Genomic DNA, 25,056 nt, shown 5'->3' with positions numbered 1-25,056 from the left:
GGCGCGCCCGAGGGCGCCATGCGCACAGCCACCATCGAGTGCAGGCAATGCCTGACTGATGAGACTCATGCAGCCATGTGTATTACTGGGCTACTAAACCCGACCACTGATGGGCAGTGGCAGGGAAAACGATAGAGCCCGGAGACAAGGCGCACAAGCGGGCGGATTCTGGCGTAGTTGTAGGCAAAGGCGCAAGGATGCGTAGCTTGGCGCAAGCGCGACAATCGGGCCGTAGGCGCGGTCTGAAGGATGCCTGCAATTTGTGGGAGAGGACTTACCAAAACGTCGCCTCAACACTGGGCGCTGCACCGGTCATCCCGTTTGCGCATCAAATCCAGCTTGAACTCCCCCGTTTCTCATGGGCATGCAGCGCATAAAATTGGTGAATTTTAATTGGAGGACAGCCGTTTACCTTCAACCCAAGCTCGAGACGCCCGCATGGAGCGCCAACTCAAGGCGCCGCGCAATTTGCCCAGGCGTTGCTGGGCGGCGTTGCGCTTGGCGCTGACGTTTGATCCGGGACAGCGCCGCATTACTGCGGCGCAGTTGCGTGACGCCTGGGGTGCTGAGTCGTCCTGGTGGTGAGTCGGTTGCGAGCAATGTCATGAGCGTGCCGGCAATGCATCTTGTGGCCGGCAAGCCATGTGCATTCCCTTAGTTTCGGCTCTGCTGGAAGCTCCACTCCTCAGCCCGAACCAGTTGGCAGAACGGCCCTTCAAGAGTCGCATTGTGATGAGCAACGATGTCCTTGGCTTTCATTACTGGCGTGTCTGAACAGGTATGGCCTTCGGCGACAAGTACCGCGTCGAAGCCAAGATCACGAGCAGCACGACAGGTGCTATCGACGCAGTATTGGGTTTTCATGCCAGTGATCACCACGCCGGTAGCCCCGAGAGACCGCAAATTCTCCGCCAGGTCGGTCATTTCGAAGGCGTTGGGCCGCCGTTTTTCGAATACCACCTCTTCACCCAGAAGCTTCAGTTCCTGCGCAATCATCGTCAACGGGCTGCCTGGTTCGATTGGAGATCCATCGGGCCCAATGTGGCGCGCGAGAAAAATCGGGGCGCCAGCGCTGCGTGCCTTGTCCATCAGGGTATTCACTGTTCCCAACAACTCTTCGCAGCGCCATGGTTTTTCCGGGCCGTGAACAAGCCCGACTTGGATATCGAGTATCAATAGGGCGTACATGAGTGCATCTCCTTGCGTTTGAGCCAGCGACACAAGGGCGAAAAAAAGGCCCTGTCCATCGCTGGCGGGCCTTTGAAGTTCGTCTGCTATTGGCTCACGACACCTCGCACGCTCCGCTTTCAGCGGTCGTGGTGGTGGTAGTCGAGGTGAGGCAATAATGGGTCATAGCTCGACACTAGCACACAAAACCCCAAAAAAAGGCGCTTCCCCACTCAAGGAGAAGCGCCATCTTTTTAAGTGAACAGCATTCCGCCGGCTGGCGGGGTTGCTTATCAGGCCGTTGCAGGCCGCAGCGAGTAGGTCTTGAGCTGGTCAGCGAAGTCGCGCAGGGACTGGATGCCGCTGGCCTCGGCTTCGTGGATCCATTCCTTGATGGCCGCGAGCATGTCGTGGCCGTTGCTGCTGGTCTTGGCCCAGATCTGCTGCAAGGCCAGGCGTTTTTCGTAGATCACCTTCAACGCCTGACTGTGTTCCAGCATGCTCTGGATGCGCGCGTGGTGACGCTCATCCAGCAGGCTGGTTTCCCGCGATAACAGGCGTTTGGCCCGGTGGAATTGGTGGCGGACCGAGTGATCGACCTTTTCCAGTTCCTGCTTGACCAGCGGCGCGATGACCAGCCTGCGGTACTGGGCCATGATCTGGAAACGGTTGTTGAGGATCGCCATGGCGGTGTCCATGTCCAGATGCCCCTTGCCCTCGACACGGTGGGCGATCGGCGCGACTCGCTGGACCTTGGCCAGGCGCAGGAAACTGAATACCTGGATCCAGGCCCAGCCCAGGTCGAACTCCCATTTGCGTACCGACAGCTTGGCCGAATTGGGGTAGGTATGGTGATTGTTGTGCAGTTCTTCGCCACCGATCAGGATGCCCCAGGGCACCAGGTTGGTCGCCGCGTCGCGGCATTCGAAGTTGCGGTAGCCCACGGCATGACCCAGGCCATTGACCACGCCCGCGGCCCAGACTGGAATCCACATCATCTGGATGGCCCAGATGGTGATGCCGATAGTGCCAAACAGCAGCAGGTCGATGACGCCCATGATCGCCACGCCCATGAGTGGGAAGCGGCTGTAGAGGTTGCGCTCGATCCAGTCATCAGGGCAGTTCTTGCCGTAGATGCGCAGGGTTTCGGGGTTTTCCGCTTCGGCGCGATAGAGTTCGGCGCCTTTGCGCAGCACGGTGGACAGGCCTTTGATCACTGGGCTGTGGGGATCATCGACGGTTTCGCATTTGGCGTGGTGCTTGCGGTGGATGGCGGTCCACTCGCGGGTGTTCTGCGCCGTGGTCAACCACAGCCAGAAGCGGAAGAAATGTTTGAGGCCGGCGTTGAGCTCCAGGGAGCGATGAGCCGAATAACGGTGCAGGTAGACCGTGACGCCAATGATCGTGACATGGGTCATCAGCAGGGTGACTGCCACCAGTGACCAGGGCGACAAGCCAAGAAAACCTTCGTACCACATAGGCTATAGGGCCCTCGATAAAGATAGAAACAGCCGTTGCATTATCACCTGCCGCACAGATAAAACCAGTCGGCCTTTCAGATAACAGTGGCAGGATGTTTCTTACTCTATAATTCCCACCTCTTTGTGGGGACATGGATCGCCGAATGACCGTCTATCACCGCAGCGCCATGCGTGGAGCGCTGCTTTATCTCGTGCTGTCGGTCGTCTGGCTGCAGCTGGTTGGTTATTTATTGAGCAGCTTTTTCGATCAATCTGCCGATCAGCTTCGCTGGCAGTTGATCAACGGATATGCCTGGGTCCTGGTCAGCGCCGGATTGGTTTTCCTGGCGGGTGTGCGGATATCCCGGCTTTTCGGAACAGGCGAACACCGTGCCGACGGCGAACGTTTGCGCCAGGCCGCCGCCGTCTTCGATTGCACGCGCGAAGGGGTGTTGGTGACGGACCCGAACGGCCTGATCGTGCACGTCAATCGGGCCTTCATGACGATTACAGGGTATGCCCGGGATGAGGTGTTGGGCCGGCGGCCCAACCTGTTCAAGTCTGGCCGTCACGGGGCGGATTTCTACCAGGAGATGTTTGCGTCCCTGGGCAGCCGTGGCGAGTGGAGCGGCGAGATCTGGAACCGACGTAAAAGCGGTGAGATCTACCCGCAATGGCAAACGATCCGCGTCGTTCGCGACGATAACGGTCAGGTGAGCCATTACGTCGCGGTGTTTTCGGACATCAGCGCGATCAAGGATTCGGAGCACGAACTGGCGTACCTGGCCCACCACGATCCGCTGACCGGTCTGCCCAATCGCCTGCTGTTTTCCGATCGCGCCGAGCAGGCGCTGGCGTCGTCGCAGTTGCACAAACGCGGCTGCGCCTTGTTGCTGGTGGACCTGGACCATTTCAAGAACATCAACGACAGCCTGGGGCATCACGTTGGCGATCAATTGCTCAAAAGCGTGGCGGAGCGATTCCGGGGGTTGTTTGCGCCCGGCGTGACCTTGGCCCGGCTGGGGGGCGACGAGTTTGCGGTGCTGGTGGAAAATTGCTCGCAGCCGGCGCAGGCGGCGGTGCTGGCCCAGCGCATTATCGATGCCCTGAAAGAACCGTTGCGCCTCGAAAACCAGCTCTTGTTCATCAATGCCAGCGTGGGCATCAGCCTGTTTCCCGGGGATGCCCTCAGCGCGGGGCAACTGCTGCGCAATGCCGACTCCGCCTTGTTCAAGGCTAAGAGTGCCGGGCGCGATGGCTACGCCCTGTATACCGAAGAACTCACCGCTCATGCCCAGCAACGGGTCGAGATCGCCTTCGAACTGCGACGCGCGCTCCAGCAGCAGGAGCTGCGGGTTCATTACCAGCCGGTACACGATCTGGCGACCAGCCGCCTGATCGGTGTCGAGGCTTTGGTGCGCTGGGAACATCCCGAGCGCGGTCTGGTTTCGCCGGCCGAGTTCATTCCCATCGCCGAGCGCACCGGGCTGATCGCCCAAATCGATGCCTGGGTCATGGAGCAGGCCTGTCGACAGATGCGTCAATGGCAGGAGGCCGGGGTGGCGTTATCGTTTGTCGCGGTCAACGTTTCCAGTCGGCTGTTCGCCCGTCGGGAGCTGTACGAACAGGTCGCGCGGGTGCTGCACGTTTCAGGCCTGGACCCGGCCTGTCTGGAATTGGAAGTGACCGAAAGCGCGGTGATGGACGATCCGGAGGTGGCCCTGGAGCAAATGCACCGTCTGCGGGAATTGGGGGTGCGACTGGCTATCGATGATTTCGGTACCGGTTATTCGTCGCTGCTGCGACTCAAACGCTTGCCCGTCCAGAAGCTCAAGATTGATCAGGGCTTTGTGGCCGGGTTGCCGTGGGATGAGGACGACGCAGCGATTGTCCGGGTAATCATCGCCCTGGCCCGCAGCATGGGTATGCAAGTGCAAGCCGAAGGCATCGAGCAGCGCGAGCAGGCAGCGTTCCTGCTGGAACATGCCTGTGGGATGGGGCAGGGCTACTGGTTCGGACGACCCGTTGCCGCGCAGCAGCTGGATTGGGATCGCGCGCCCGCAATCAATTAATTGCCTTTGCACATCGGCTGCTTGTGTTTTTGGTTATATAAAAATTCTTAAATAGTCTTTTTAAGAATATCTACGCCTATCTAGTATTGCTCCTACGCCACAAACGGTGCCGCCCACTTCCAGGCATTCAAGGAGCAATAGCATGAGCGCATCTCTACGCAGCGTTGACGGTCAGGACGAAGCAACTCTGTTGCGCGAGATCCTCAATGCCTTGCGGGACCTTCGTTTTGGCGCGGTGGAAATCACTGTGCACAACGCGCAAGTCGTCCAGATCGAGCGCAAGGAAAAATTCCGGTTGCAGCAGCCGAGCCACAAACCGGGTTGAAGACCAACACTTCACAAACATAAAAAAACCGGAATTCCAGGAGTTTTCACCATGCCGTCAATTCGCCGTTATGCCTTGGCCGTCTTGGCCAGCGCTGTTTTTGCAGGTTCCGCTTTTGCCAAGGATTACGAGTTGCTTAACGTGTCCTACGACCCGACTCGCGAGCTGTACCAGGATTACAACGCCGAATTCGCCAGTTTCTGGAAGAAAGCGCACCCGGACGATAGCGTGAAGATCCAGCAATCTCACGGTGGCTCGGGCAAGCAGGGTCGGGCGGTGATCGATGGCCTGCGGGCTGACGTGGTGACCCTGGCTCTGGCTGGCGACATCGACGAAATCGCCAAGCTGGGCAAGTCCCTGCCGGCGGATTGGCAAACACGCCTGCCGGAAGCCAGCACACCGTACACCTCGACCATCGTTTTCCTGGTGCGTAAAGGCAATCCCAAGGGCATCAAGGACTGGGGCGATCTGATCAAGGATGACGTGTCGGTCATCACCCCGAACCCGAAGACCTCCGGCGGTGCTCGCTGGAACTTCCTCGCCGCCTGGGCCTATGGCCTCAAGGCCAACGGTGGTGACGAAGCCAAGGCCAAGCAATACGTTCAAGCACTGTTCAAGCATGTGCCGATCCTCGACACCGGCGCCCGTGGCTCGACCATTACCTTCGTCAACAACGGTCAGGGCGACGTGTTGCTGGCCTGGGAAAACGAAGCTTTCCTGGCGCTGAAAGAAGACGGCGGCGCGGACAAGTTCGACATCGTCGTGCCGTCGTTGTCGATCCTCGCCGAACCGCCGGTGGCGGTAGTGGACAAGAATGCCGAGAAAAAGGGCAACCTGGAGATCGCCGAAGCCTACCTCAAACACCTGTACAGTCCGGCCGGCCAGGAAATCGCCGCAAAAAACTTCTATCGTCCACGTGACAAGGACGTGGCCGCCAAGTACTCCCGGCAGTTCCCGAAATTGGACCTGGTGACCATCGACAAGGACTTCGGTGGCTGGAAAACCGCCCAGCCGAAATTCTTCAACGATGGCGGCATTTTCGACCAGATCTATCAGGCGCAGTAAGCTGGGCAGGCCTGAATGAGCTGATTACAAGCTAAGGCCGGACACTGAATCTGTGGCGAGGGGATTTATCCCCGTTCGGGCGCGAAGCGGCCCTGAATCTGGCATGTCTTTATGCTCAGGTGAATTGAGTCGGCTGCTTTGGGGCTGCTTCGCAGCCCAACGGGGATAAATCCCCTCGCCACAGTTTTTGCGCGTTCTCAACCAAGGACCTTTATGTCGCGTCGCATATCCCCCGTCATACCCGGCTTCGGGCTGACGCTGGGCTACACCCTGGTGTACCTCAGTCTGATTGTGCTCATACCACTGGCGGCAATGTTCGTACATGCCGCCCAACTTACCTGGGAACAGTTCTGGGCGATCATCTCCGCGCCACGGGTGCTGGCGGCCTTGAAGCTCAGCTTCGGCACTGCTCTGTGCGCGGCGATCATCAACGGTGTGATCGGTACGCTGTTGGCCTGGGTGCTGGTGCGCTACACCTTCCCCGGTCGCAAGATCATCGATGCAATGATCGATCTGCCGTTCGCCTTGCCCACCGCCGTGGCGGGTATTGCACTGACGGCGTTGTATGCGCCGACCGGCCTGGTCGGCCAGTTTGCCACCGACCTGGGTTTCAAGATCGCCTACACCCCGCTGGGCATCACCCTGGCGCTGACCTTCGTGACGCTGCCGTTCGTGGTGCGCACGGTGCAGCCGGTGCTGGCCGATATCCCCCGTGAAGTCGAAGAGGCCGCCGCCTGCCTCGGTGCCAAGCCGTGGCAGGTGTTCCGCCACGTCCTTGTGCCGGCGTTGTTGCCGGCCTGGTTGACCGGCTTCGCCCTGGCTTTTGCCCGTGGCGTGGGCGAGTACGGGTCGGTGATTTTCATCGCCGGCAACATGCCGATGAAAACCGAGATCCTGCCGCTGCTGATCATGGTCAAGCTCGACCAATACGACTACACCGGCGCCACCTCCATCGGCGTGCTGATGCTGGTGGTTTCCTTCGTCCTGTTGCTGCTGATCAACCTGCTGCAGCGGCGCATCGAAACCCCATAAGGAGGCGCGAACATGTCCCAATCGTCTATTTACGCGGCCTCCACCAACGCCGCCCGCCGCGGCAGTGCAACATCGCGGCGAGTCCTGATCGGTCTTGGCTGGTTGATCTTTGCGCTATTCCTGCTGCTGCCGCTGTTCATCGTGGTCTCCCAGGGGCTGAAGCTGGGCCTGGGGGCGTTCTTCGCCGCAATCTTCGAACCCGATGCGCTGTCGGCGCTCAAGCTCACGGTGATCGCGGTGCTGATCTCGGTGCCGCTGAACCTGGTGTTCGGGGTCAGCGCCGCGTGGTGCGTGAGCAAATATTCATTCCGTGGCAAGAGCATGCTGGTGACCCTGATCGACCTGCCGTTCTCGGTGTCGCCGGTGATCGCCGGCCTGGTCTATGTGCTGATGTTCGGTGCCCAGGGCCTGTTCGGGCCGTGGCTGTCGGATCACGACATCCAGATTGTGTTTGCGCTGCCGGGCATCGTGCTGGCGACGATCTTCGTCACCGTGCCGTTCGTGGCCCGTGAGCTGATCCCGCTGATGCAGGAGCAGGGCACCCAGGAAGAAGAAGCCGCGCGCCTGTTGGGTGCCAATGGCTGGCAGATGTTCTGGCATGTCACCGTGCCGAACATCAAGTGGGGGCTGATCTATGGCGTGGTGCTGTGTACCGCCCGGGCCATGGGCGAATTCGGCGCGGTATCGGTGGTGTCCGGGCACATTCGCGGGGTCACCAACACCCTGCCGCTGCACGTCGAGATCCTCTACAACGAATACAACCACGTGGCCGCGTTCGCTGTGGCGAGCCTGTTGCTGATCCTGGCGCTCTTCATCCTGCTGCTCAAGCAGTGGAGCGAAAACCGAATCAACCGCCTGCGCGCCAGCGCCGCGGAGGAATAAGTCATGTCGATCGAAGTTCGTAACGTCAGCAAGAATTTCCACGCCTTCAAGGCCCTCGACGATATCAGCCTGGACATCCAGAGCGGCGAGTTGGTGGCCCTGCTGGGGCCGTCGGGTTGCGGCAAGACCACTTTGCTGCGGATCATCGCCGGCCTCGAAACCCCGGACCAGGGCAACATCGTGTTCCACGGCGAGGACGTTTCCGGCCACGACGTGCGTGATCGCAACGTCGGTTTCGTATTTCAGCACTATGCCCTGTTCCGCCACATGACGGTGTTCGACAACGTTGCCTTCGGCTTGCGCATGAAGCCCAAGAACCAACGCCCGAACGAAAGCCAGATCGCGACCAAGGTCCACGAGTTATTGAACATGGTGCAACTGGACTGGCTTGCCGACCGTTACCCCGAACAGCTTTCCGGCGGCCAGCGCCAGCGTATCGCCCTGGCCCGCGCCCTGGCGGTGGAGCCCAAGGTGTTGCTGCTGGACGAACCCTTCGGCGCCCTCGACGCCAAGGTACGCAAGGAACTGCGGCGCTGGCTGGCACGGTTGCACGAGGACATCAACCTGACTTCGGTGTTCGTGACTCACGACCAGGAAGAGGCCATGGAAGTCGCGGATCGGATCGTGGTGATGAACAAGGGTGTGATCGAGCAGATTGGCTCACCGGGCGATGTCTACGAAAACCCGGCCAGCGACTTTGTGTATCACTTCCTCGGCGACTCGAACCGCCTGCACTTGGGTGAGGATCGACATGTGCTGTTCCGCCCCCATGAAGTCTCGCTGTCGCGTTCGGAGCTGGAGGATCACCACGCCGCCGAAGTGCGCGACATTCGCCCGCTGGGCGCCACCACCCGGGTGACCCTGAAGGTGGAAGGCCAGAGCGATCTGATCGAAGCTGAAGTGGTGAAGGACCACGACAGTCTGGTGGGCCTGGCGAAGGGCGAGACGCTGTTCTTTAAGCCGAAGGTCTGGCAGAAAGTCTCAAACCTCTAGGATCAAAAGCATCGCGAGCAAGCTCGCTCCCACAGTAGAACTTCAGTGAACACACTATTTGTGTACCTATGAAAATCCACTGTGGGAGCGAGCTTGCTCGCGATGGCGCCCTCACTGACACCCCGAGCCGAATCCGAATAACCCCGCTTGGCCTTGCTTCGATCGGTTCTACTTCTGCACCTGGCCTTGAACCAAACCCTACCTAGACTCTGACTTGCCAGGAGGCAGTAAGAGTCCAATGACGGACCGGTGTTATCTCCTGGCGCCCTGATGCCAAGGAGATAAAGCATGAGAATGGAAGTCAGTCGGCATGGCCCGTTTGGCTGTGCCTTGCTAAGCGTTTTATTGAGCCCATCCGTCAGCGCCACCCCCTCGTTGTCACCGCAGATACCCTTCGATGTCACGGTTGCCGAGGAACATCCCACGCTGGCCAGCCTTCAGCGCGATTTCGATGACCTGTCATGGCAGACCTTCATTGCCTTGAACTGGCCGGCGCTGGACAACGGCAATCCCAATACCGGCACTCCCATCGGCAAACAGGATGGGGCCACGGTGTGGGAAAGCTGGAAAGAGAGCTACCAGATCTTCCGGGCCAAGGGTCAGGCGCCGTTGGCCTGGGACGCGCCGGCGACGATTCCCGAAGCGTGCAAGTCGCTCAAGTCCGGGCGCCTGTTGCAGCAGATGGGCAAGGTGCCCGATGTACTGGATGAGTTTATCCAGCCTTTCGAGAGCGGCCCGCTGGTGGATCAGAACGGGGCCTATACGCGCAACGAAATCGTGGTCAACCAATCGATGTTCAATTCCATTGTCGACAATGGTCTGTACAGCATCGAAGGCCAGCAGAAGTTTTTTGCCGCAAACCCGACCAACGCCGTGGCTTTCAGTTGCGGCTCGGCCAAGACACAGGACGTCGGCGCGCTGATGGTGAAAGCATCGTGGAAAGTGCTGGGCGCCAATGATCGTCCGCAGGATTTTCACACCGTCGATGCGCTGGTCTATACACCGGGAAACAGCGACCCGAGCAAAGGACCCATTGTCGGGGAGTCGTGCAAGTCCGAACCGGTGGGGTTGGTGGGACTGCACATCGTTCACAAGACCGACAGCGCCGCGCAGTGGGTCTGGTCGACCTTTGAACATGTGAAAAACGTCCCCGAACAGACCACGCCCCCGGTCCAGCGGGTGGGACCTTATCTGTTCTACAACGCTGCCAGCCAAAGCGATATCAACCAGCCGCCGCCCCGGCCATGGAACCCGGCGGTCAAGGCAACCCCCTCGCAGATCGTGCGTGAGATACCGCTGACCGAAGCCACCAAAACCCTGAACGCCACCTATCAAGCCCTGTTGCGTACGGTCAACCCACAGAGCGTCTGGGCGAACTATCAATTGATCAGTACCCAGTGGCCGTCGGCACCACAGCCCAACTGTCAGATATCAGCCGCCAACCCGCTGGGCAATCCAGCCCCGTTGTTCCTGGCCAACGCCACACTGGAAACCTACATCCAGGGCACCGTGCCCCAAGCGTCTTCCAGTTGCGTGGCGTGTCATGGCAATGCGGCAACCCATGTCACCGAATCCCCGCGCACCAGCTTCGCGGATTTCACCTATTTGCTCGAACGCGCGCAGTCCACGACTGGACAAGGAGTCAACCATGAGCAGTGATCTGGAAAATTTCGTAGGCCTTTCATCGGTCCTGACTGGCATTTCCACTGAGCGATTGGCACCGGCGATCGACCAGGTGGGTTTGCCTCCGCTGTTTCTTGAATTCATCACGCCAAGAATCACGCCTGATGTGCTCACTACATTGCTGACTCAATACGCCAACCTGGCGGGGGACAATCAATCCCCGGATCAGATCGCCCAAGCGGTGTTGATGGAAGGAGCGCTACCGGCCGACACGCCGACCGCCAAAGCCGCGCGTTCGATCATGAAGCTGTGGTTGCTGGGCGTCTGGTACCAACCGTATGACGCGGCGAGTTTCAAAAAGGATGAGCAGACGGTGGTGTCCGACCAGGCTTATATCAATGGATGGGCCTGGAAAGCCGCCCAGGCTCACCCTATGGGCTACAGCGAGATGTTCTTCGGCTACTGGAACACGACGCCGCCCAGCCTTGAGGATTACACCGGGGTAGCCGCCAACGCGCAGCAAGGAGCTTCGTCATGAGTACCGAACAAGCAGAGGTGGTCATCGTTGGTGCGGGGCTGGCCGGCAGCATCATCGCTTATCAGTTGGGCATGGCTGGCGTGGATGTGCTGGTGCTCGAATCGGGCCCGGAGATTCCGGCCAATCGTACGCAGTATCTGGAGCGCTTCTACACGGCGACCCTGAAAACCCCGGAGTCGCCCTATCCTCCGGTATCGACCCTGGACACACCGCGGGATCCGACCAAGGAAAATGCCCCACGGGCAACCATCGCCGATCTGATCCTGGGGTGGGACAAACCGGAAATCAGTTACCTGGTGCAGAAAGGCCCGTTGCCCTTCAACAGCACCTACGAACGGGTGGGCGGCGGGACGACCTGGCATTGGGTCGGGACGTGCCTGCGCATGGTGCCGAATGATTTTCGCCTGAAGAGCAAATACGGCGTCGGAGTGGACTGGCCGATCGGCTACGACGATCTGCAAAGTGCCTATTGCCGGGCCGAGGCGGAAATCGGTGTGTCGGCCAATGTCGCCGACCAGGCTTATCTGGGCATGACCTTTCCCGAGGGCTATTCATTCCCGATGCACAGCATTCCGCTGTCACTGGTTGACGGCAGTTTTGTCAGCGCCGTGACCGGGCAGACGTTCGACGGCTTGCCGCTGGTGGTCAGTCCGACCCCGGCGGGGCGCAATTCCCAGCCCTACGCCGGGCGCCGGGTGTGTGCCGGCAATACCAACTGCACGCCGATCTGCCCGATCCAGGCCAAGTACGACGCCACGGTGACCATGAACAAGGCCCGGGCCACCGGCAAGGTCCGGGTCATGTACCGGACCGTGGCCAGCAAAGTGACCGTGGGCCCGGACAAGAACATCAATGGCATCGAATTCATTCAATATCAGCTTGGCGAGGGACCGAAGACGGGAAACGGTGTGGCCATCGGGCAGCGTTACGTGATCGCGGCCCATGCCATCGAAACCCCTAAATTGTTGCTCAACTCCAAAACCCCGGACTGGCCCAAAGGTGTGGCCAACAGCAGCGGGCAGGTGGGACGCAGCCTGTCCGACCATCCGATTTACCTGGCGTGGGGGCTGATGCCGGAAGGCAAGACGGTTTTCCCATATCGTGGCCCGGTGTCCACGGCGGGCATCGAGAGCCTGCGTGACGGTGCCTTCCGCAGCCAGCGAGCGGCATGGCGCATCGAAATCGGCAATGAAGGCTGGAACTGGCCGGTTGGCGATCCTTACGTCACCGTGGCCGATTTTATCGACGGGAAGAACATAAGTCGCACCAATCCATTGCCGGCGAAAGAGACACCGGCGCCGCCCACTGAAGCGCTTTACGGCACGGCACTGATCAAAAAACTCAACGAACTGTTCATCCGCCAGTTTCGGATCGGCTTCCTGGTGGAACAGGTGGAAGACCATCCCGACCAGTCCAACAGCTACATCGTGCCCTCGACGGATAACTACAAGGACGGGCTCGGCATTCTTCGGCCGGAAATCCACTACGACCTGTCCGATTACACCAAGGAAGGGTTCAGGCAGGCGAAGATACTGGCGAGCCACATCATCAAGGACCTGCTCGGCGCCGTGGAACTGACAGCACCCATTGGCAAAGGGACCTTCAACTACAAAGGCGAAGATTACAGCTTCCAGGGCGCCGGACACCTGATGGGGACCTATCGCATGGGCGATGATCCAGCCAAGTCGGTGGTGGACAAATACCAGCGCAGTTGGGACCACAAGAACCTGTTCTTGGTGGGCGATGGCGTGTTCCCCAGCACGGGCACCTCGAACCCGAGCCTGACGATTGCGGCGCTGTCGTTCCAGGCCGGGGACACCGTGGCCAACGACCTGAAGGCGGTGACCATGCAGGTCCAATCCAACATCGCCTGGCAGGGCACTGGAGTGCAGATCAACGGGTTGATACCGCGCGTGGTTCGCTACGTCAGTGGGTTATGGTGTGCCAGCCCGCAGGGCGGCAATGTCGATGGAAAGGGCGGTTCGCGGCACATCGACTACAGCAGCTATGCCTTGCCCGGTGCCGCCGAAGGCGCCTTGATCGGTCGTGTGGGCAACGATGGAACGCCGTTCCTGGTGGGGGATCTGGCGCAGGTTCCGGGCGACCAGCAAGGGGAACTGCAACTGTGCATCAACGATGACCTGACCGGGCAACATGGGTCTGGTTTGAAAGATAACACCGGCGCGCTGACGATACGGGTCGAGTTTGGTGCGCTGTAACTTGAGCGGTAAGGCCTGACTCTTGTGGGAGCAGGCCTTGCTCCCACAGATTCAGACGGCCGAGCGTTGGTGACGCAAGGCCACGGGCCCGGCGCGTTCTTCAATGGCCCGCTTCAGTTCGCCACGAAGCCCCAGCAGGAAACCCGCCTCCACCACCACGAACAGCGGCCCGACAATCAACCCGGTGAGGTCATCGACGAACGCCGGTTTACGGCCTTCGTAATAGTGACCGACGAACTGGATCACCCAGCCCACCACGAACATCCCCAGGCCACTTCCCAGCCACACCAAGGTGCTTTGCGCGGCGAGCACCTGGCCCAGCCATAGCGCCAGGGCCAGCAGTACCGTCATCAGCACCCCCAGGCGCAACTCAAGGCGCAGATAGAACCAGGCACTGGCTACCGCTATCAGCAGCGCCGGCGACACCAGGAGCGCGCCCACCGGCCAACCCGGCCGTGACAGCAGTACGGCGACGGCGACGAAAATCAGCGGAATACCGATGAAGTGCGTGGCGATGTTGCGTGGGTCGCGGTGGTAGGCAGCGTATTGACTGAGATGATCAACGAGGCTTTTCATTGTTGTTCCTCCTGAGGTGATGCCTGCATGATGCCCGGGTTCCACGAGGCGTTCTGTCAGTTAGCCGACACTTGTCCCGGAGTTTCCATGAATACCCATCCCTGGCACTCGCACCTGTTGGCCGGTCACTGGTACAGCCACTTGCCCGCTGAGTTACAGAATAGTCTGTTGGGCATGTCGCGGGTGCGCCGCCTGGTGCCGGGGCATCGGCTGTTTCAGCGCGGTGACCCACCCTGCGGGATGTACGCCGTATTGGAGGGCGCGGTACGGATCGGCGCAGTGAACGAACAGGGCAAGGAAGCGCTGCTCAGTGTGGTGGAAGCGCCCCACTGGTTTGGTGAAATCTGCCTGTTCGATGGCCAGCCGCGCACCCATGACGCGGTGAGCGTGGGCCAGTGCACCTTGCTGCACTTGCCTCAGGCGCCGTTGATGGCGTTTCTGCAAGCACATCCGGTCTATTGGCGAGATATTGCGCGGCTGATGAGCCACAAACTGCGCCTGACCTTCATCAATCTCGAACACCTGAGCCTGATGCCCGCCCCGGTACGTGTTGCCAATCGCCTGCTGATGATCGCCGAAGGCTACGGCGAAATCGAACCGGCGCGACGGGTCTTGCAACTGCCCCAGGAGCAACTGGCGCTCATGCTCTCACTGTCGCGCCAGACCACCAACCAGATCCTCAAGGACCTTCAGGCCCAGGGCATTGTGCAGTTGGCTTATGGTGAGATTGAAATCCTGGATATCGAGCGGCTTCGGGCGTTGACCACAATCTGAAGCCGACCTGAAGCCTCCACAGGATATGTGAATAGGCTACGCTGGTGTTGTATTTGAATTAAATGCAGTGCAAATTATGTGTTTATGACAATATTGCACTGTATACAATGCGGAGACAATGATGGAAACCCTTGGCCCATTGCTCAGGAGACTGCGCAAGGAACATAACCTCTCTCAACATGCATTGGCCGCGCAATACGGCATGAGCCGTGCCACGATCTCGGGCATCGAAAACAATACGATTGCTGAAGTCGGGATCCGCAAGGTCGAAGCGATCCTCAATGGCTTCGGTTATGAGCTGACAGCTGTTGCCCGTCCACCGAAGCGTCCTACGCTCGACTCCCTGAAAAAGGACTCTTTCCATGGCTGACGAGCAAGGTCTGGACAGGTTGCAGGTCTGCGTCGGCGAAACGCCTGTTGGCATTCTGGGACGAGGCCAACAGCGCAGTAACTCCGTGTTTACTTATGCCGCAACCACGAGTGAGGAGCAGTCTGTCTCGTTGACCATGCCCGTGCGTCTTGAAAGCTACACCTGGGAATCAGGGGTCCTGCCGATCTTTGAAATGAACTTGCCGGAAGGTGCTTTGCGTGATGAGTTGGTTCGTCGCTTCAGCAAGGCGGTGCGCGGATTTGACGACTTCGCCATGCTTGCCATTGTGGGGCCTCATCAATTGGGGCGCGTTGGCATCGGTCCTTTGCGGGCAGAAGCTGTACCACCCGAAACCAGCCTGGCGGATTTGCTGGTGCACGACGGGGCTGAAGGTTTGTTCGACGATTTACTGCACACCTATGGACAGTATTCGGGGGTTTCCGGGGTACAACCCAAGGTGCTGGTACGTGACAGTGCATCGACAGTTGATCGCTTGACCCACCGGGGCGCCACGCATTTGATCAAGGCATTTCGGGCTGACGAATTTCCGGAACTGGCGGCGAATGAATTTTTTTGCATGCGAGCTGCGCTGCACGCGGGGCTTGAGGTACCGGAGTTCGAGCTGAGTGAGCGCGGCAAATTTCTAATCATCAAACGCTTTGATATGGCGGATACCGGGGAGTATCTGGGCTTTGAGGACTTCTGTGTACTCAACGGCTCTCCGTCCAGGACCAAATATGACGGTTCCTATGAAGGGGCGGCTCGACAGATCAAGGCATTTGTCTCGCCGCACTTGCTCAATCAGGCACTGGAGTCTCTGTTCAAAATCGTTGCCCTCTCGGCGGGCCTGAAAAATGGCGACGCGCATCTGAAAAATTTCGGTGTGCTGTATGGGCATTGCGGCGTTGATGCGACCATCCGGCTCGCGCCAGCCTATGACATCGTCACCACTGCGGTGTATATCCGCAACGACAACATGGCGCTGTTGCTGGGCGGCTCAAAAGCCTGGCCCAAACACAAGATGCTCATGCAATTCGGTCGATCGGCCTGCAACCTGACCGAAAAGCGTTGCAAGGAACTGATAGAGCAGGTCATTCATGGGATGGACCTTGCCATGGCCGAGATGCGCCGTTATATGGGCGCTAATCAACAGTTCAGGGCGACCGGCGAAGCAATGATCGAAGTATGGACGGCTGGGCTCGCTCGCAGCCTCAAGCCCGGCATCGACTGACCCATCGCCTTCTCGAACAGGGATTTGTGTATGCCACAGATCAAATGTGGGAGCGAGCCTGCTCGCGATAGGGCCGGCCCAGCCAACGCAAACCCCTAGCGCAACCCGTCCCGAAACTGCCCCGGGGTCATTCCGGTCCAGCGCTTGAACGCCCGGCTGAAGCTGCTGGCATCGGCAAAACCCAGGAGATAGCCGACTTCACTCAGTGAGCACTGTGGGTCGCGCAGGTGCAGCAGTGCCAGGTTTTCCCGACATTCGTTAAGCAGCGTGTCGAAGCGGCAGCCTTCATCGGCCAAATGCCGTTGCAGGCTGCGCAGGCTCAGGTGCATGGCCTGGGCGATGCGCTCGGCGCTGGGTTCGCCTTCGGGCAGTTGGGCCTCGATAGCGGCTCGCACCTTGCGCTCCCAGGTCAGCGGCTGGAGCTGGGCGAGGGTGCGCTTGAGTACCGTCTCGTTGTGTTCAGCCAGCTCCGGATTGGCGTCGTCCAGGTGGCTGTCGAAATCGACGAGGCTGAATTCCAGGCAATCTTGCTCGGCGCCGAAATACACAGGTGAACGGAACACTTTATGCCAGGGGCCGGGGTCCGTCGGTTCCGGGCGCCGCAAGTACACCGCCAGCGGCGCGTAGTCGCGGCCCAGTCGGTTGCGACACGTGCGCACGTAAATCGCGGCGAACGCATCGATGGCTTCAAAGGCCGGCGTCGCCCGGCCCTGGGGCACGTCGAGCGTGAAGCGGTATCGGTCTTCGCAGCGGCTCAGTTGCAGCATCAACGCATCGCTGACCACCGGGTGATAACGCACGATTCGCTCAAACACTTCTCGCAAACTGCCGCTGGCCACCAGGGCATAACCCAGAGCGTGGAACGTGGTGGGACTGACGAAGCGCGAAACCCGCAGGCCGATCGCCGGATCACCGCTGGCCTGCACGGCCAGTTCCCACAGGCGCGTGGTGGCCGAGAGCGGATAACGGGCATTCGGGTCGTCCATCAACTGCGGATCGAGCCCGGCCTCCAGGCACAGGGCATGGCTGTCCAGGCCCAACGCATCAAGCTGTTTGCGCAGGGCGCGGGTCCAACTGGCGAGGGAGGTGGGTTCAGTCATGGCGATTGGCGCTTGCGGTCAACAGGTTGGCGTTTACGGCTACCACCCTAGGGGGCATCGCCCGGCAGGATGAGCACATCGATAGAAGAGGATGTAAGCCATGCACGGCACTTGCGCAAGCCCCGAGCGATTGAATGCACAACAGCGATCGGCCCATATTCGCCAGGTGGTCTTGGCCCGAGGCGAAGAACTGCGCCAGCGCTACCCGATCCTGCGTCATCAGGATGCGTTGGGCGCGGGCATCCTGGCGTTCGCCCTGGCCGGGATGGTCGGTTCGGCGCTGCTCTACATCAACGGTCACCTGGCCGGTTGGGCATGCCTGCTGCTCAACGCTTTTTTCGCTTCACTGACCCACGAGCTGGAACACGACCTGATTCACAGCATGTATTTTCGCAAGCAACGCGTACCCCACAACCTGATGATGGGCCTGGTCTGGCTGGCGCGGCCCAGCACCATCAACCCGTGGATCCGCCGCCATTTGCACCTCAATCATCACAAAGTGTCCGGCAGCGAGGCCGACCTGGAAGAGCGGGCCATTACCAATGGCGAGCCCTGGGGGCTGGCGCGCTTGCTGATGGTGGGCGACAACGTGATGTCGGCCTTCATTCGCCTGCTGCGGGCCAAGACCTGGGCGCACAAGCGCAGCATCCTCAAGCGCACGCTGAAGGTGTATTTCCCGCTGGCGCTGTTGCACTGGGGCGCGTGGTACGTGTTTCTCGGTTTCCATGGGGCCAACGCTGTCGCCTATCTGCTTGGCACGTCGATTGATTGGTCGGCAACCACGCTGGTAGTGATGCACGTGATCGATATCGCAGCGGTGGTGATCATCGGCCCGAACGTGCTGCGCACCTTTTGCCTGCATTTCATCAGCTCGAACATGCATTACTACGGCGACATCGAGCCGGGCAATGTCATCCAGCAAACCCAGGTGCTCAACCCCTGGTGGCTGTGGCCATTGCAGGCGTTCTGCTTCAACTTCGGCAGTAGCCACGGGGTCCATCATTTCGTGGTCAAAGAGCCGTTCTACATCCGCCAGATGACGGTGCCGGTGGCCCACAAAGTGATGCGTGAGATGGGCGTGCGGTTCAATGATTTCGGCACGTTTGGGCGGGCGAACCGGTTTGTGCGGGAAGAGGGTGTGGTGCGGGAGGAAGGGGATGCGGTGCGGGTTTGACGCAAACAGGTTCGAGAAGTAAAAACCGAACCTTGTGGCGAGGGAGCTTGCTCCCGCTGGGTTGCGCAGCAGCCCCAAAAAAAACAGGGCCGCTTCGCGTCCAGCGGGAGCAAGCTCCCTCGCCACAGAGAATGAGTTACCAAAGAGAACGGGTCAGAACTGGTAACTCACCGTAGCCGCCACGTTGCGTTCTTCGCCCAGGTAGCAGTAGCTCAGGCTGGCGCAGGAGGCGACGTAGGTTTCGTTGGTCAGGTTGTTTGCGTTCAGGCGCACGTCCACACCTTTCAAGCCGACCTTGCCCAGGTCATACCCCACCGACGCATCGAACAGCGTATAGGACGGCACCTTCATGGTGTTTTCCGCATCGGCCCAGCTGTAGCCGACATAACGTACGCCACCGCCCAGTCGTAGGCCATCGAGCGCGCCGCTGTCGAACTTGTAGTCCGCCCACACCGAAGCCATGTGGCGTGGGGCCTGGGTCGGTGAGTTGCCTTTGTTTTCGATGATGTCGGTGGTGGTGCTCAACGTGCTGATCATCGATTTCGAATATTCGATATCGGTGAAGGTGTAGCTGCCCAGCACTTTGAACTGCTCGGTCAGTTGCAGGTGCGCTTCCAGTTCCAGGCCCTGGGAGCGAACGGCACCGACGGCGCGGTAGAAGTTTTCCTGGGGCAGTTTGGTCGCCAGGTTCTCCTGGTCGATGCGGAACAGCGAGGCGGTGTACAGGTCATCCGTACCCGGTGGCTGATACTTCAGGCCCAGTTCCCATTGCTTGCCATCGGTCGGCGACAGCGGGTTGCCGGCGCTGTCGGCGTAGGAGTTGGGGTTGAACGACTCGGAGTAGCTGACGTACGGCGCCAGGCCGTTGTCGAACAGGTACAGCGCCCCGGCGCGGCCTGTGAGCTTGCTGCGTTTGTCGTTGATCTCGGTGCCTTCCGGGCGGCCGAACTCAGCGATGCGGTTTTCATCCGAGGTTTTCACCCAGTCCTGACGCAGGCCCAGGGAGAAACGCCATTTATCCATCTCGATCAGGTCTTGCAGGTAGACACCGGTCTGTTCCAGGCGTCGCAGGTAGCTGGTGGGGCTGAAGTAGGTGATAGCCGAGTTGCCATAGACCGGGTCGAAGGCGTTGATCGGGGCCAGGCTGCCGCTGGTCCAATCCACCACGGTCTTGCGCCGCTGATAGTCGGCGCCCATCAACACGGTGTGCTTGGTCGCCCCGCTGAAAAATTCAGCCTGCAGCATGTTGTCGACGATGAACGAATGCAGTTTTTCTTCGGCACCGGTGTAGTAGCGGTTCAGCTCGTTGCTGGTCGGCGTGGTCCAGCCGTAGGCGTAGACCTGATCATTGGTGACTTGGGAGTCCAGGTAACGGAAGTTCTGCCGGGCGGTGAAGACATCGTTGAAACGGTGTTCGAACTGGTAGCCGAGCGACTGCTGATCACGTTCATAGCCATCGACGCCCGGCTCGCCTTCGAAGAAATTTTCCGAGATACGCTTGCCGTTGCGCTGATGCAAGGTGCCGTCGGCCGGCATGCCGCCGTGATAACCACCGTCGGGGTCGTGCTGCAGGTAGGCCTGAAGCGTCAGCGACGTGTCTTCGGTAAAGTCGATGCTCACCGTGGGGGCGAGGGCAAAGCGCTTTTCCTTGGTGTGGTCGAACTGCGTGTCGGACGTATCCGCCAGCCCCACCAGGCGATAGGCGATGCGTTTGTCATCATCCACCGGCCCGGTAAAGTCGAAGCCCATGCCGCGTTGGCCCTGGGTGCCGACCGTGGCCTGGATTTGGTGATAGGCCTCGTACAGCGGTTTCTTGCTGGTGAGTGCCACCAGGCCGCCGGGCGAGCTACGCCCGTAGAGCACCGAGGACGGGCCTTTGAGAATGTCGACCCGCTCAAGGAAGTACGGGTCGACTTGCATGGAACTGTAGGTGCCGCTGTCGCCCATGGACTTGAGGCCGTCGAGGTAGATGTTGTCCACCGAGCCATCGTTGAAGCCGCGCATCGCCACGTAGTCGTAGCGATGGGTCGCGCCGTAGGGGTTGGTCAATACCCCTGGGGTGTAGCGCATGGCCTGGGAGACGGTTTGCGCGCCTTGGTCGTCCATTTGCTCGCGGGTGACCACGGAGACGCTTTGCGAGGTTTCCCGCAGGGCGGTACTGGTCTTGGTGGCGACCTGGCTGTGGGTGGCGTTGTAGCCCGCCATGCTGCCCAACGCGTTACCCAGGGCAAACCCCTTGATGTCGGTGGTCGGCAGCGCCAACGTGCCGCCCGAGGCCTCGGCTTGCAGCACATAGCTGCTGCCATCCGGGCTGACGGCGGTCAGGCCTGAAGCGCTGAGCAGATGGCTCAGGGCCTGGTCCGTCGAATACTCGCCGTGCAGTCCCGGGGACTGGATACCGCTCGTCTGCTGCGGAGTGCTTGCCAGGGTGATGCCGGCCTGACGAGCGAACTGGTTCAGCACATCGCTCAGGGGGCCGGCGGCAATGTTGTAGCTCTGGCGCGCGGTGGTGACACCGTCTTGCGCCGCGACGGCGAACATCGGCAGGGCGCCCGCACTCAACACCGTGCAGAACAGTGCAGCACGGATGGCATGGCGCAACAGGCCTGTTTGCGAGGAGCAGCCAAAGGGGGTGTTGAGGTTTACGCGCTCAGTCATTGTGGGTTTCCGTTGGAGTCGCTAAGGGCAGATAAGCGTTGCTTACTGTCCTAGCCGGACTTGCGCGCAAAACCCGCCAAAAAAAATCAGACCGATTCCTGCACCGTGACCCACCAACGAGTTCGATAGCGTAATTGAACGGGGAGCGTGCGCGGCAGGACGGCCAGCAACCTGTCGGTGTCTTCCAGGCGGAAAACGCCTGACAAGCGCAGGTCCGCAATCGACGCGGCGCATTTCAGATAGCCCTGGCGGTAACGTCCTACCTCGTTGAGGAAGTCCTCCAGACGCATGTTGCGCGTCACGAGCAAACCCTCCGCCCAGGCGCCGACGTCCATATCCAGCGGCGGCGCCATGGTCGCTGTCGATGAGCTGAGCAGATAGCTTTGCCCGGCGCTCACCTGTAGCGCAGCACCATCGGCGCCACGGTGCGAAAGGATCGCGACCCTGCCACGGGTGACGCTCAGGCGTGTGCAGGCATTGTCCTGCCGCACCACGAAGCGCCCGTCCAGCCCTTCGAACAGGCCATGTCGGCTGCGCACCAGAAGCGGCCGCGCGGGATCGCGACCACAGGTGAGCATGATTTCACCTCGCGTCAGGCTGATCAGGCGATGCTCGGTCGTGTAGTCCAGGTCGGCGGCGCTGTCAGTGTTCAGTTCAAGCCGCGTACCGTCGGGCAACTGGAAACCTCGATGTTCGCCGGTGGCAGTGGCGAAATCCGCGCTCCACGGCTGCCAGCCCAGGTCCTTGCCCAGCCAGGCGGCGGAGCCTATCAGCGCCACCCCCGACAACAGTTTCAAGGCCTGGCGCCGACCGAGTCGCTGGGCGCTGTTTTCCAGGGTGTCGAGAGCGACGTGGGCGCCGGGGACCGCCCGCAGGTTCGAGGTCAACTCACTGTGCAGCGCTTGCACCCGCTGCCAGGCCAATTCGTGTTCGTGATGGGCGGCGCGCCAGACCTCGCATTGTTGGCGCAAGGCCGGATTGGCAGCATGGTTGCGCAGGCGCAGCAGCCAGTTGATCGCTTGCCTGACTACCTGTTGGGATGGGCCGCTGCGTCGATTCAACACGTTATCCACAGGCTCAGCTTTCATAGCGCAACACATAGCAGTGATACAGCGCATCGGCGACGTATCGTTCCACCGAGCGCAAGGAAATGCCCATCTGCTCGGCAATCTGCTTGTACGTCAGGCCTTCGCACTGGGCCAGCAGAAATGCCCTGCGCACTTTCGGCTTCAGGCCCTCGAGCATTCTGGCGATGGCTTCCAGCAGCTCCAGGATCAAGGCCTGGGCTTCGGTGTCGGGGGCTTGGGCGGGTGGCAGGTGGGCGATGGATTCCAGGTAAGCGCGTTCGATTTCTTCCCGGCGCCAATGATCGATCACCAGGCCTTGGGCGATGGTGCGTAGAAAGGCGCGGGGCGACTTGAGCTCCAGGCGTTCGGTGCGTTGCAGCAGGCGCACGAAGGTGTCCTGGGCCAGGTCCGCTGCGTCGGCAGCATTGCCCAAGCGGCTGCGCAGCCATGTGTGAAGCCAGCCGTGATGGTTGCTGTAGAGCGTCTGTACTGCAAACTCGGGAGATGACATGAACGCGAAGGCCTGGATGTCGCAAATGATAATAGGTCGCATTGTCATCAGGGGTCAGTGAATTTGCAACCACCGTTCGACGCACCGTGTCCTTCCGTCGCCCATTTGTTTAAAGGGCTCATATTTTTTTAACTTTTGCCGACAGCGTTATATGCGTGCACCAAAGTGGAGCAGATCACAAGTCTGCCCGCGCTGTGACATGAATGCTGCAACCGGAATGCACCCCCACTCCCTGCATAAGAAGCCTGTCGATGAATCTGAAGTTCAGCCATAAAATCCTTCTGGCCGCCTCTGGTGTGGTCGTTCTGGCTTTTGCCCTGTTCACGCTCTACAACGACTACCTGCAACGAAAAACCATTGGCAGCAGTCTCGAATCCTCCATCCAGCAGTCCGGCGACCTGACGGCCAGCAGCGTCCAGAACTGGATGAGCGGCCGGGTGCTGGTGCTGGAAAACCTGGCGCAGAATATTGCGCACCAGGGCGCGGGTGCCGATCTGCCGGGGCTGGTGGATCAGCCGGCGCTGACGTCGAATTTCCAGTTCACTTACGTGGGTCAGGCCAACGGCGTCTTCACCCAGCGCCCTGACGCAAAAATGCCCGACGGCTACGACCCGCGCCAGCGCCCCTGGTACAAACAGGCAGTCACCATCGATCAAACCATGCTGACCCCGCCCTACCTGGCTGCGGTCGGCGGCCTGGTGGTGACCATCGCCCTGCCGGTGAAGCACAACGGTGAGTTGCTCGGTGTGGTGGGAGGCGACCTGAGCCTGGAAACCCTGGTGAAAATCATCAACTCCGTGGATTTCGGCGGCATCGGCCATGGGTTTCTGGTCAGCGGCGACGGCCAGGTCATCGTCAGCCCGGACAAAGACCAGGTGATGAAGAACCTCAAGGACATCTACCCCGGTACGCCAGTGCGCATCGAGAAAGGTATCCAGGAGGTTGAGCTCAATGGGCAGGACCGCATTCTTTCGTTTACCCCCGTCGCAGGCCTGCCGAATACCCAGTGGTACATCGGTCTGTCGATCGACAAAGACAAGGCCTACGCACCGCTGAGCCATTTCCGTACCTCGGCGCTGATTGCGATGTTTGTGGCGGTGGCGGCCATTGCGTTGTTGCTGAGCCTGTTGATCCAGGTGTTGATGCGTCCATTGACCACCATGGGGCGCGCCATGCAGGACATCGCCCAAGGTGAAGGCGACCTGACCCGGCGTCTGGTGGTACAGGGCAAGGATGAGTTCGGTGAGCTGGGCAGCTCGTTCAACCAATTCGTGGAGCGGATTCACGCGTCGATCTCGGAGGTGTCTTCCGCCACTCGGCAAGTGCATGACCTGTCGCAGCGGGTGATGACTTCGTCCAATGCCTCGCTCATTGGCTCCGACGAACAGAGCGCCCGCACCAACAGCGTGGCGGCGGCCATCAACCAGTTGGGCGCCGCGACCCAGGAAATCGCCCGCAATGCCGCCGACGCCTCGCAACAGGCCAGCGGTGCCAGCGAACAAGCCGATGACGGACGCCAGGTGGTGGAAAAAACCATCCAGGCCATGACCGAGCTGTCACAGAAGATCAGCCTCTCGTGCACCCAGATCGAAACCCTGAACGCCAGTACCGACAACATCGGGCACATCCTGGACGTGATCAAGGGTATCTCTCAGCAAACCAACCTGCTGGCGCTGAACGCTGCCATTGAAGCGGCCCGTGCCGGTGAAGCCGGGCGCGGGTTTGCGGTGGTGGCCGATGAAGTGCGCAACCTGGCGCACCGCACCCAGGAGTCGGCGGAAGAAATCCACAAGATGATCACCTCGCTCCAGGTCGGTTCCCGTGAAGCGGTGACGACGATGAACGCCAGCCAGCTTTCCAGCGAAGAAAGCGTGGAAGTGGCCAACCAGGCGGGTCTGCGGCTGGTCAGCGTGACGCAGCGCATCGGTGAAATCGACGGCATGAACCAGTCGGTGGCCGCGGCCACCGAAGAACAGACCGCCGTGGTGGAAACCCTCAACATGGATGTCAGCCACATCAACCTGCTGAACCAGCAAAGCGTCGCCAACCTCAATGAAACCCTGAAGGATTGCGATGCCCTGTCGCAACAGGCCAATCGGCTGAAGCAGTTGGTGGACAGCTTCAAGATCTGATCTCAGCCGACCTCACCGCCAACCGTGCTGCCGCCATCGCGAGCAGGCTCGCTCCCACAGGGGATTGGCGGTGTGACTGGATCTTGC

21 protein-coding genes and 2 pseudogenes are annotated in these 25,056 nt (G+C 60.2%); 16 read left to right on the top strand and 7 right to left on the bottom strand.

Going from position 1 to position 25,056, the window contains the following annotated elements:
• Positions 1–405 precede the first annotated feature (405 nt).
• Positions 406–585 (top strand): annotated as a pseudogene (locus MKS85_RS16425) (serine/threonine protein kinase); the annotation flags it as partial.
• 69 nt (positions 586–654) lie between these two features.
• On the opposite strand, the gene MKS85_RS16420 reads toward MKS85_RS16425, so the two are convergent.
• On the bottom strand, positions 655–1,188 hold the full coding sequence (locus MKS85_RS16420; RefSeq protein WP_310663018.1) for a cysteine hydrolase family protein: 534 nt from the start codon (positions 1,186–1,188) through the stop codon (positions 655–657).
• Between the two features lie 272 nt (positions 1,189–1,460).
• A complete protein-coding gene (gene desA / locus MKS85_RS16415) occupies positions 1,461–2,645 on the bottom strand; it encodes a delta-9 fatty acid desaturase DesA (RefSeq protein ID WP_076383221.1) in 1,185 nt (394 codons plus the stop codon).
• Positions 2,646–2,791: 146 nt separating this feature from the next.
• On the opposite strand from desA, the gene dibA reads away from it, so the two are divergent.
• The 9 genes from dibA (at position 2,792) to MKS85_RS16370 (ending at position 13,376) form a co-directional block, all read left to right on the top strand.
• The gene (gene dibA / locus MKS85_RS16410) at positions 2,792–4,699 is read left to right on the top strand and encodes a phosphodiesterase DibA (protein ID WP_139048649.1); all 1,908 of its coding nucleotides are present in this window, start codon (positions 2,792–2,794) and stop codon (positions 4,697–4,699) included.
• 142 nt (positions 4,700–4,841) lie between these two features.
• Positions 4,842–5,024: a sulfur starvation response protein OscA gene (gene oscA, locus MKS85_RS16405; RefSeq protein WP_047230313.1), complete on the top strand. Its 183-nt coding sequence runs from the start codon at positions 4,842–4,844 to the stop codon at positions 5,022–5,024.
• A gap of 51 nt (positions 5,025–5,075) precedes the next feature.
• Positions 5,076–6,089, top strand: coding sequence for a sulfate ABC transporter substrate-binding protein (locus MKS85_RS16400; RefSeq protein WP_047230312.1), 1,014 nt, complete (start codon positions 5,076–5,078; stop codon positions 6,087–6,089).
• 213 nt (positions 6,090–6,302) lie between these two features.
• The gene (gene cysT / locus MKS85_RS16395) at positions 6,303–7,121 is read left to right on the top strand and encodes a sulfate ABC transporter permease subunit CysT (protein ID WP_047230311.1); all 819 of its coding nucleotides are present in this window, start codon (positions 6,303–6,305) and stop codon (positions 7,119–7,121) included.
• 12 nt (positions 7,122–7,133) lie between these two features.
• Positions 7,134–8,003, top strand: coding sequence for a sulfate ABC transporter permease subunit CysW (cysW, locus tag MKS85_RS16390; RefSeq protein WP_107321447.1), 870 nt, complete (start codon positions 7,134–7,136; stop codon positions 8,001–8,003).
• A 3-nt stretch (positions 8,004–8,006) separates the two neighbouring features.
• Entirely contained in the window at positions 8,007–8,996 is a 990-nt protein-coding gene (locus tag MKS85_RS16385; RefSeq protein ID WP_076383223.1) for a sulfate/molybdate ABC transporter ATP-binding protein, read from the top strand.
• A 288-nt stretch (positions 8,997–9,284) separates the two neighbouring features.
• Positions 9,285–10,655: a cytochrome C gene (locus MKS85_RS16380; protein WP_188251852.1), complete on the top strand. Its 1,371-nt coding sequence runs from the start codon at positions 9,285–9,287 to the stop codon at positions 10,653–10,655.
• The gene (locus MKS85_RS16375) at positions 10,645–11,157 is read left to right on the top strand and encodes a sorbitol dehydrogenase (RefSeq protein WP_188251851.1); all 513 of its coding nucleotides are present in this window, start codon (positions 10,645–10,647) and stop codon (positions 11,155–11,157) included. The genes MKS85_RS16380 and MKS85_RS16375 overlap by 11 nt, the downstream gene beginning before the upstream one ends.
• The gene (locus MKS85_RS16370) at positions 11,154–13,376 is read left to right on the top strand and encodes a GMC oxidoreductase (protein WP_188251850.1); all 2,223 of its coding nucleotides are present in this window, start codon (positions 11,154–11,156) and stop codon (positions 13,374–13,376) included. Before MKS85_RS16375 ends, MKS85_RS16370 begins: the two co-directional genes overlap by 4 nt.
• A gap of 51 nt (positions 13,377–13,427) precedes the next feature.
• On the opposite strand, the gene MKS85_RS16365 is transcribed toward MKS85_RS16370, so the two are convergent.
• Complete coding sequence (locus tag MKS85_RS16365) at positions 13,428–13,952, bottom strand: DUF962 domain-containing protein (RefSeq protein WP_047230305.1); 525 nt, start codon at positions 13,950–13,952, stop codon at positions 13,428–13,430.
• A gap of 87 nt (positions 13,953–14,039) precedes the next feature.
• Between MKS85_RS16365 and MKS85_RS16360 the strand changes: the two genes are divergently transcribed.
• The 3 genes from MKS85_RS16360 (at position 14,040) to MKS85_RS16350 (ending at position 16,327) form a co-directional block, all read left to right on the top strand.
• Entirely contained in the window at positions 14,040–14,726 is a 687-nt protein-coding gene (locus MKS85_RS16360; protein ID WP_188251849.1) for a Crp/Fnr family transcriptional regulator, read from the top strand.
• A gap of 121 nt (positions 14,727–14,847) precedes the next feature.
• Positions 14,848–15,096 carry a helix-turn-helix domain-containing protein gene (locus MKS85_RS16355; protein ID WP_139048643.1) on the top strand — a complete coding sequence of 83 codons (249 nt, stop codon included), beginning with the start codon at positions 14,848–14,850 and terminating at the stop codon, positions 15,094–15,096.
• Positions 15,089–16,327: a type II toxin-antitoxin system HipA family toxin gene (locus MKS85_RS16350; RefSeq protein ID WP_139048642.1), complete on the top strand. Its 1,239-nt coding sequence runs from the start codon at positions 15,089–15,091 to the stop codon at positions 16,325–16,327. The genes MKS85_RS16355 and MKS85_RS16350 overlap by 8 nt, the downstream gene beginning before the upstream one ends.
• 95 nt (positions 16,328–16,422) lie before the next feature.
• Here the strand turns inward: MKS85_RS16350 and MKS85_RS16345 are convergent, their stop codons facing one another.
• The gene (locus MKS85_RS16345) at positions 16,423–17,427 is read right to left on the bottom strand and encodes an AraC family transcriptional regulator (RefSeq protein WP_047230303.1); all 1,005 of its coding nucleotides are present in this window, start codon (positions 17,425–17,427) and stop codon (positions 16,423–16,425) included.
• A 100-nt stretch (positions 17,428–17,527) separates the two neighbouring features.
• Here MKS85_RS16345 and MKS85_RS16340 point away from each other — a divergent pair, with 100 nt between their 5' ends.
• Positions 17,528–18,601: a fatty acid desaturase gene (locus MKS85_RS16340; RefSeq protein WP_188251847.1), complete on the top strand. Its 1,074-nt coding sequence runs from the start codon at positions 17,528–17,530 to the stop codon at positions 18,599–18,601.
• A 153-nt stretch (positions 18,602–18,754) separates the two neighbouring features.
• Here MKS85_RS16340 and MKS85_RS16335 read toward each other — a convergent pair whose 3' ends face one another.
• From MKS85_RS16335 to MKS85_RS16325, 3 genes are all read right to left on the bottom strand, one after another.
• Positions 18,755–21,259 (bottom strand): TonB-dependent siderophore receptor, encoded by a 2,505-nt coding sequence (locus MKS85_RS16335; protein WP_188251846.1) that lies wholly within the window; start codon positions 21,257–21,259, stop codon positions 18,755–18,757.
• Between the two features lie 86 nt (positions 21,260–21,345).
• Positions 21,346–22,347: a FecR domain-containing protein gene (locus tag MKS85_RS16330; protein ID WP_188251845.1), complete on the bottom strand. Its 1,002-nt coding sequence runs from the start codon at positions 22,345–22,347 to the stop codon at positions 21,346–21,348.
• Entirely contained in the window at positions 22,337–22,837 is a 501-nt protein-coding gene (locus MKS85_RS16325; RefSeq protein ID WP_047230328.1) for a sigma-70 family RNA polymerase sigma factor, read from the bottom strand. The genes MKS85_RS16330 and MKS85_RS16325 overlap by 11 nt, the downstream gene beginning before the upstream one ends.
• Positions 22,838–23,040: 203 nt before the next feature.
• On the opposite strand from MKS85_RS16325, the pseudogene MKS85_RS28995 reads away from it, so the two are divergent.
• Positions 23,041–24,066: pseudogene (locus MKS85_RS28995) on the top strand (cache domain-containing protein); the annotation flags it as partial.
• Between the two features lie 117 nt (positions 24,067–24,183).
• Entirely contained in the window at positions 24,184–24,969 is a 786-nt protein-coding gene (locus MKS85_RS28990) for a methyl-accepting chemotaxis protein (protein WP_371517439.1), read from the top strand.
• Positions 24,970–25,056: the final 87 nt, after the last annotated feature.

The sequence above is a fragment of the Pseudomonas sp. JL2 genome (assembly GCF_031570495.1).
Lineage (GTDB): Bacteria > Pseudomonadota > Gammaproteobacteria > Pseudomonadales > Pseudomonadaceae > Aquipseudomonas > Aquipseudomonas rhizophila.
The sequence above is the reverse complement of the archived record's forward strand: the minus strand, read 5'-3'. Positions and strand labels throughout refer to the sequence as shown.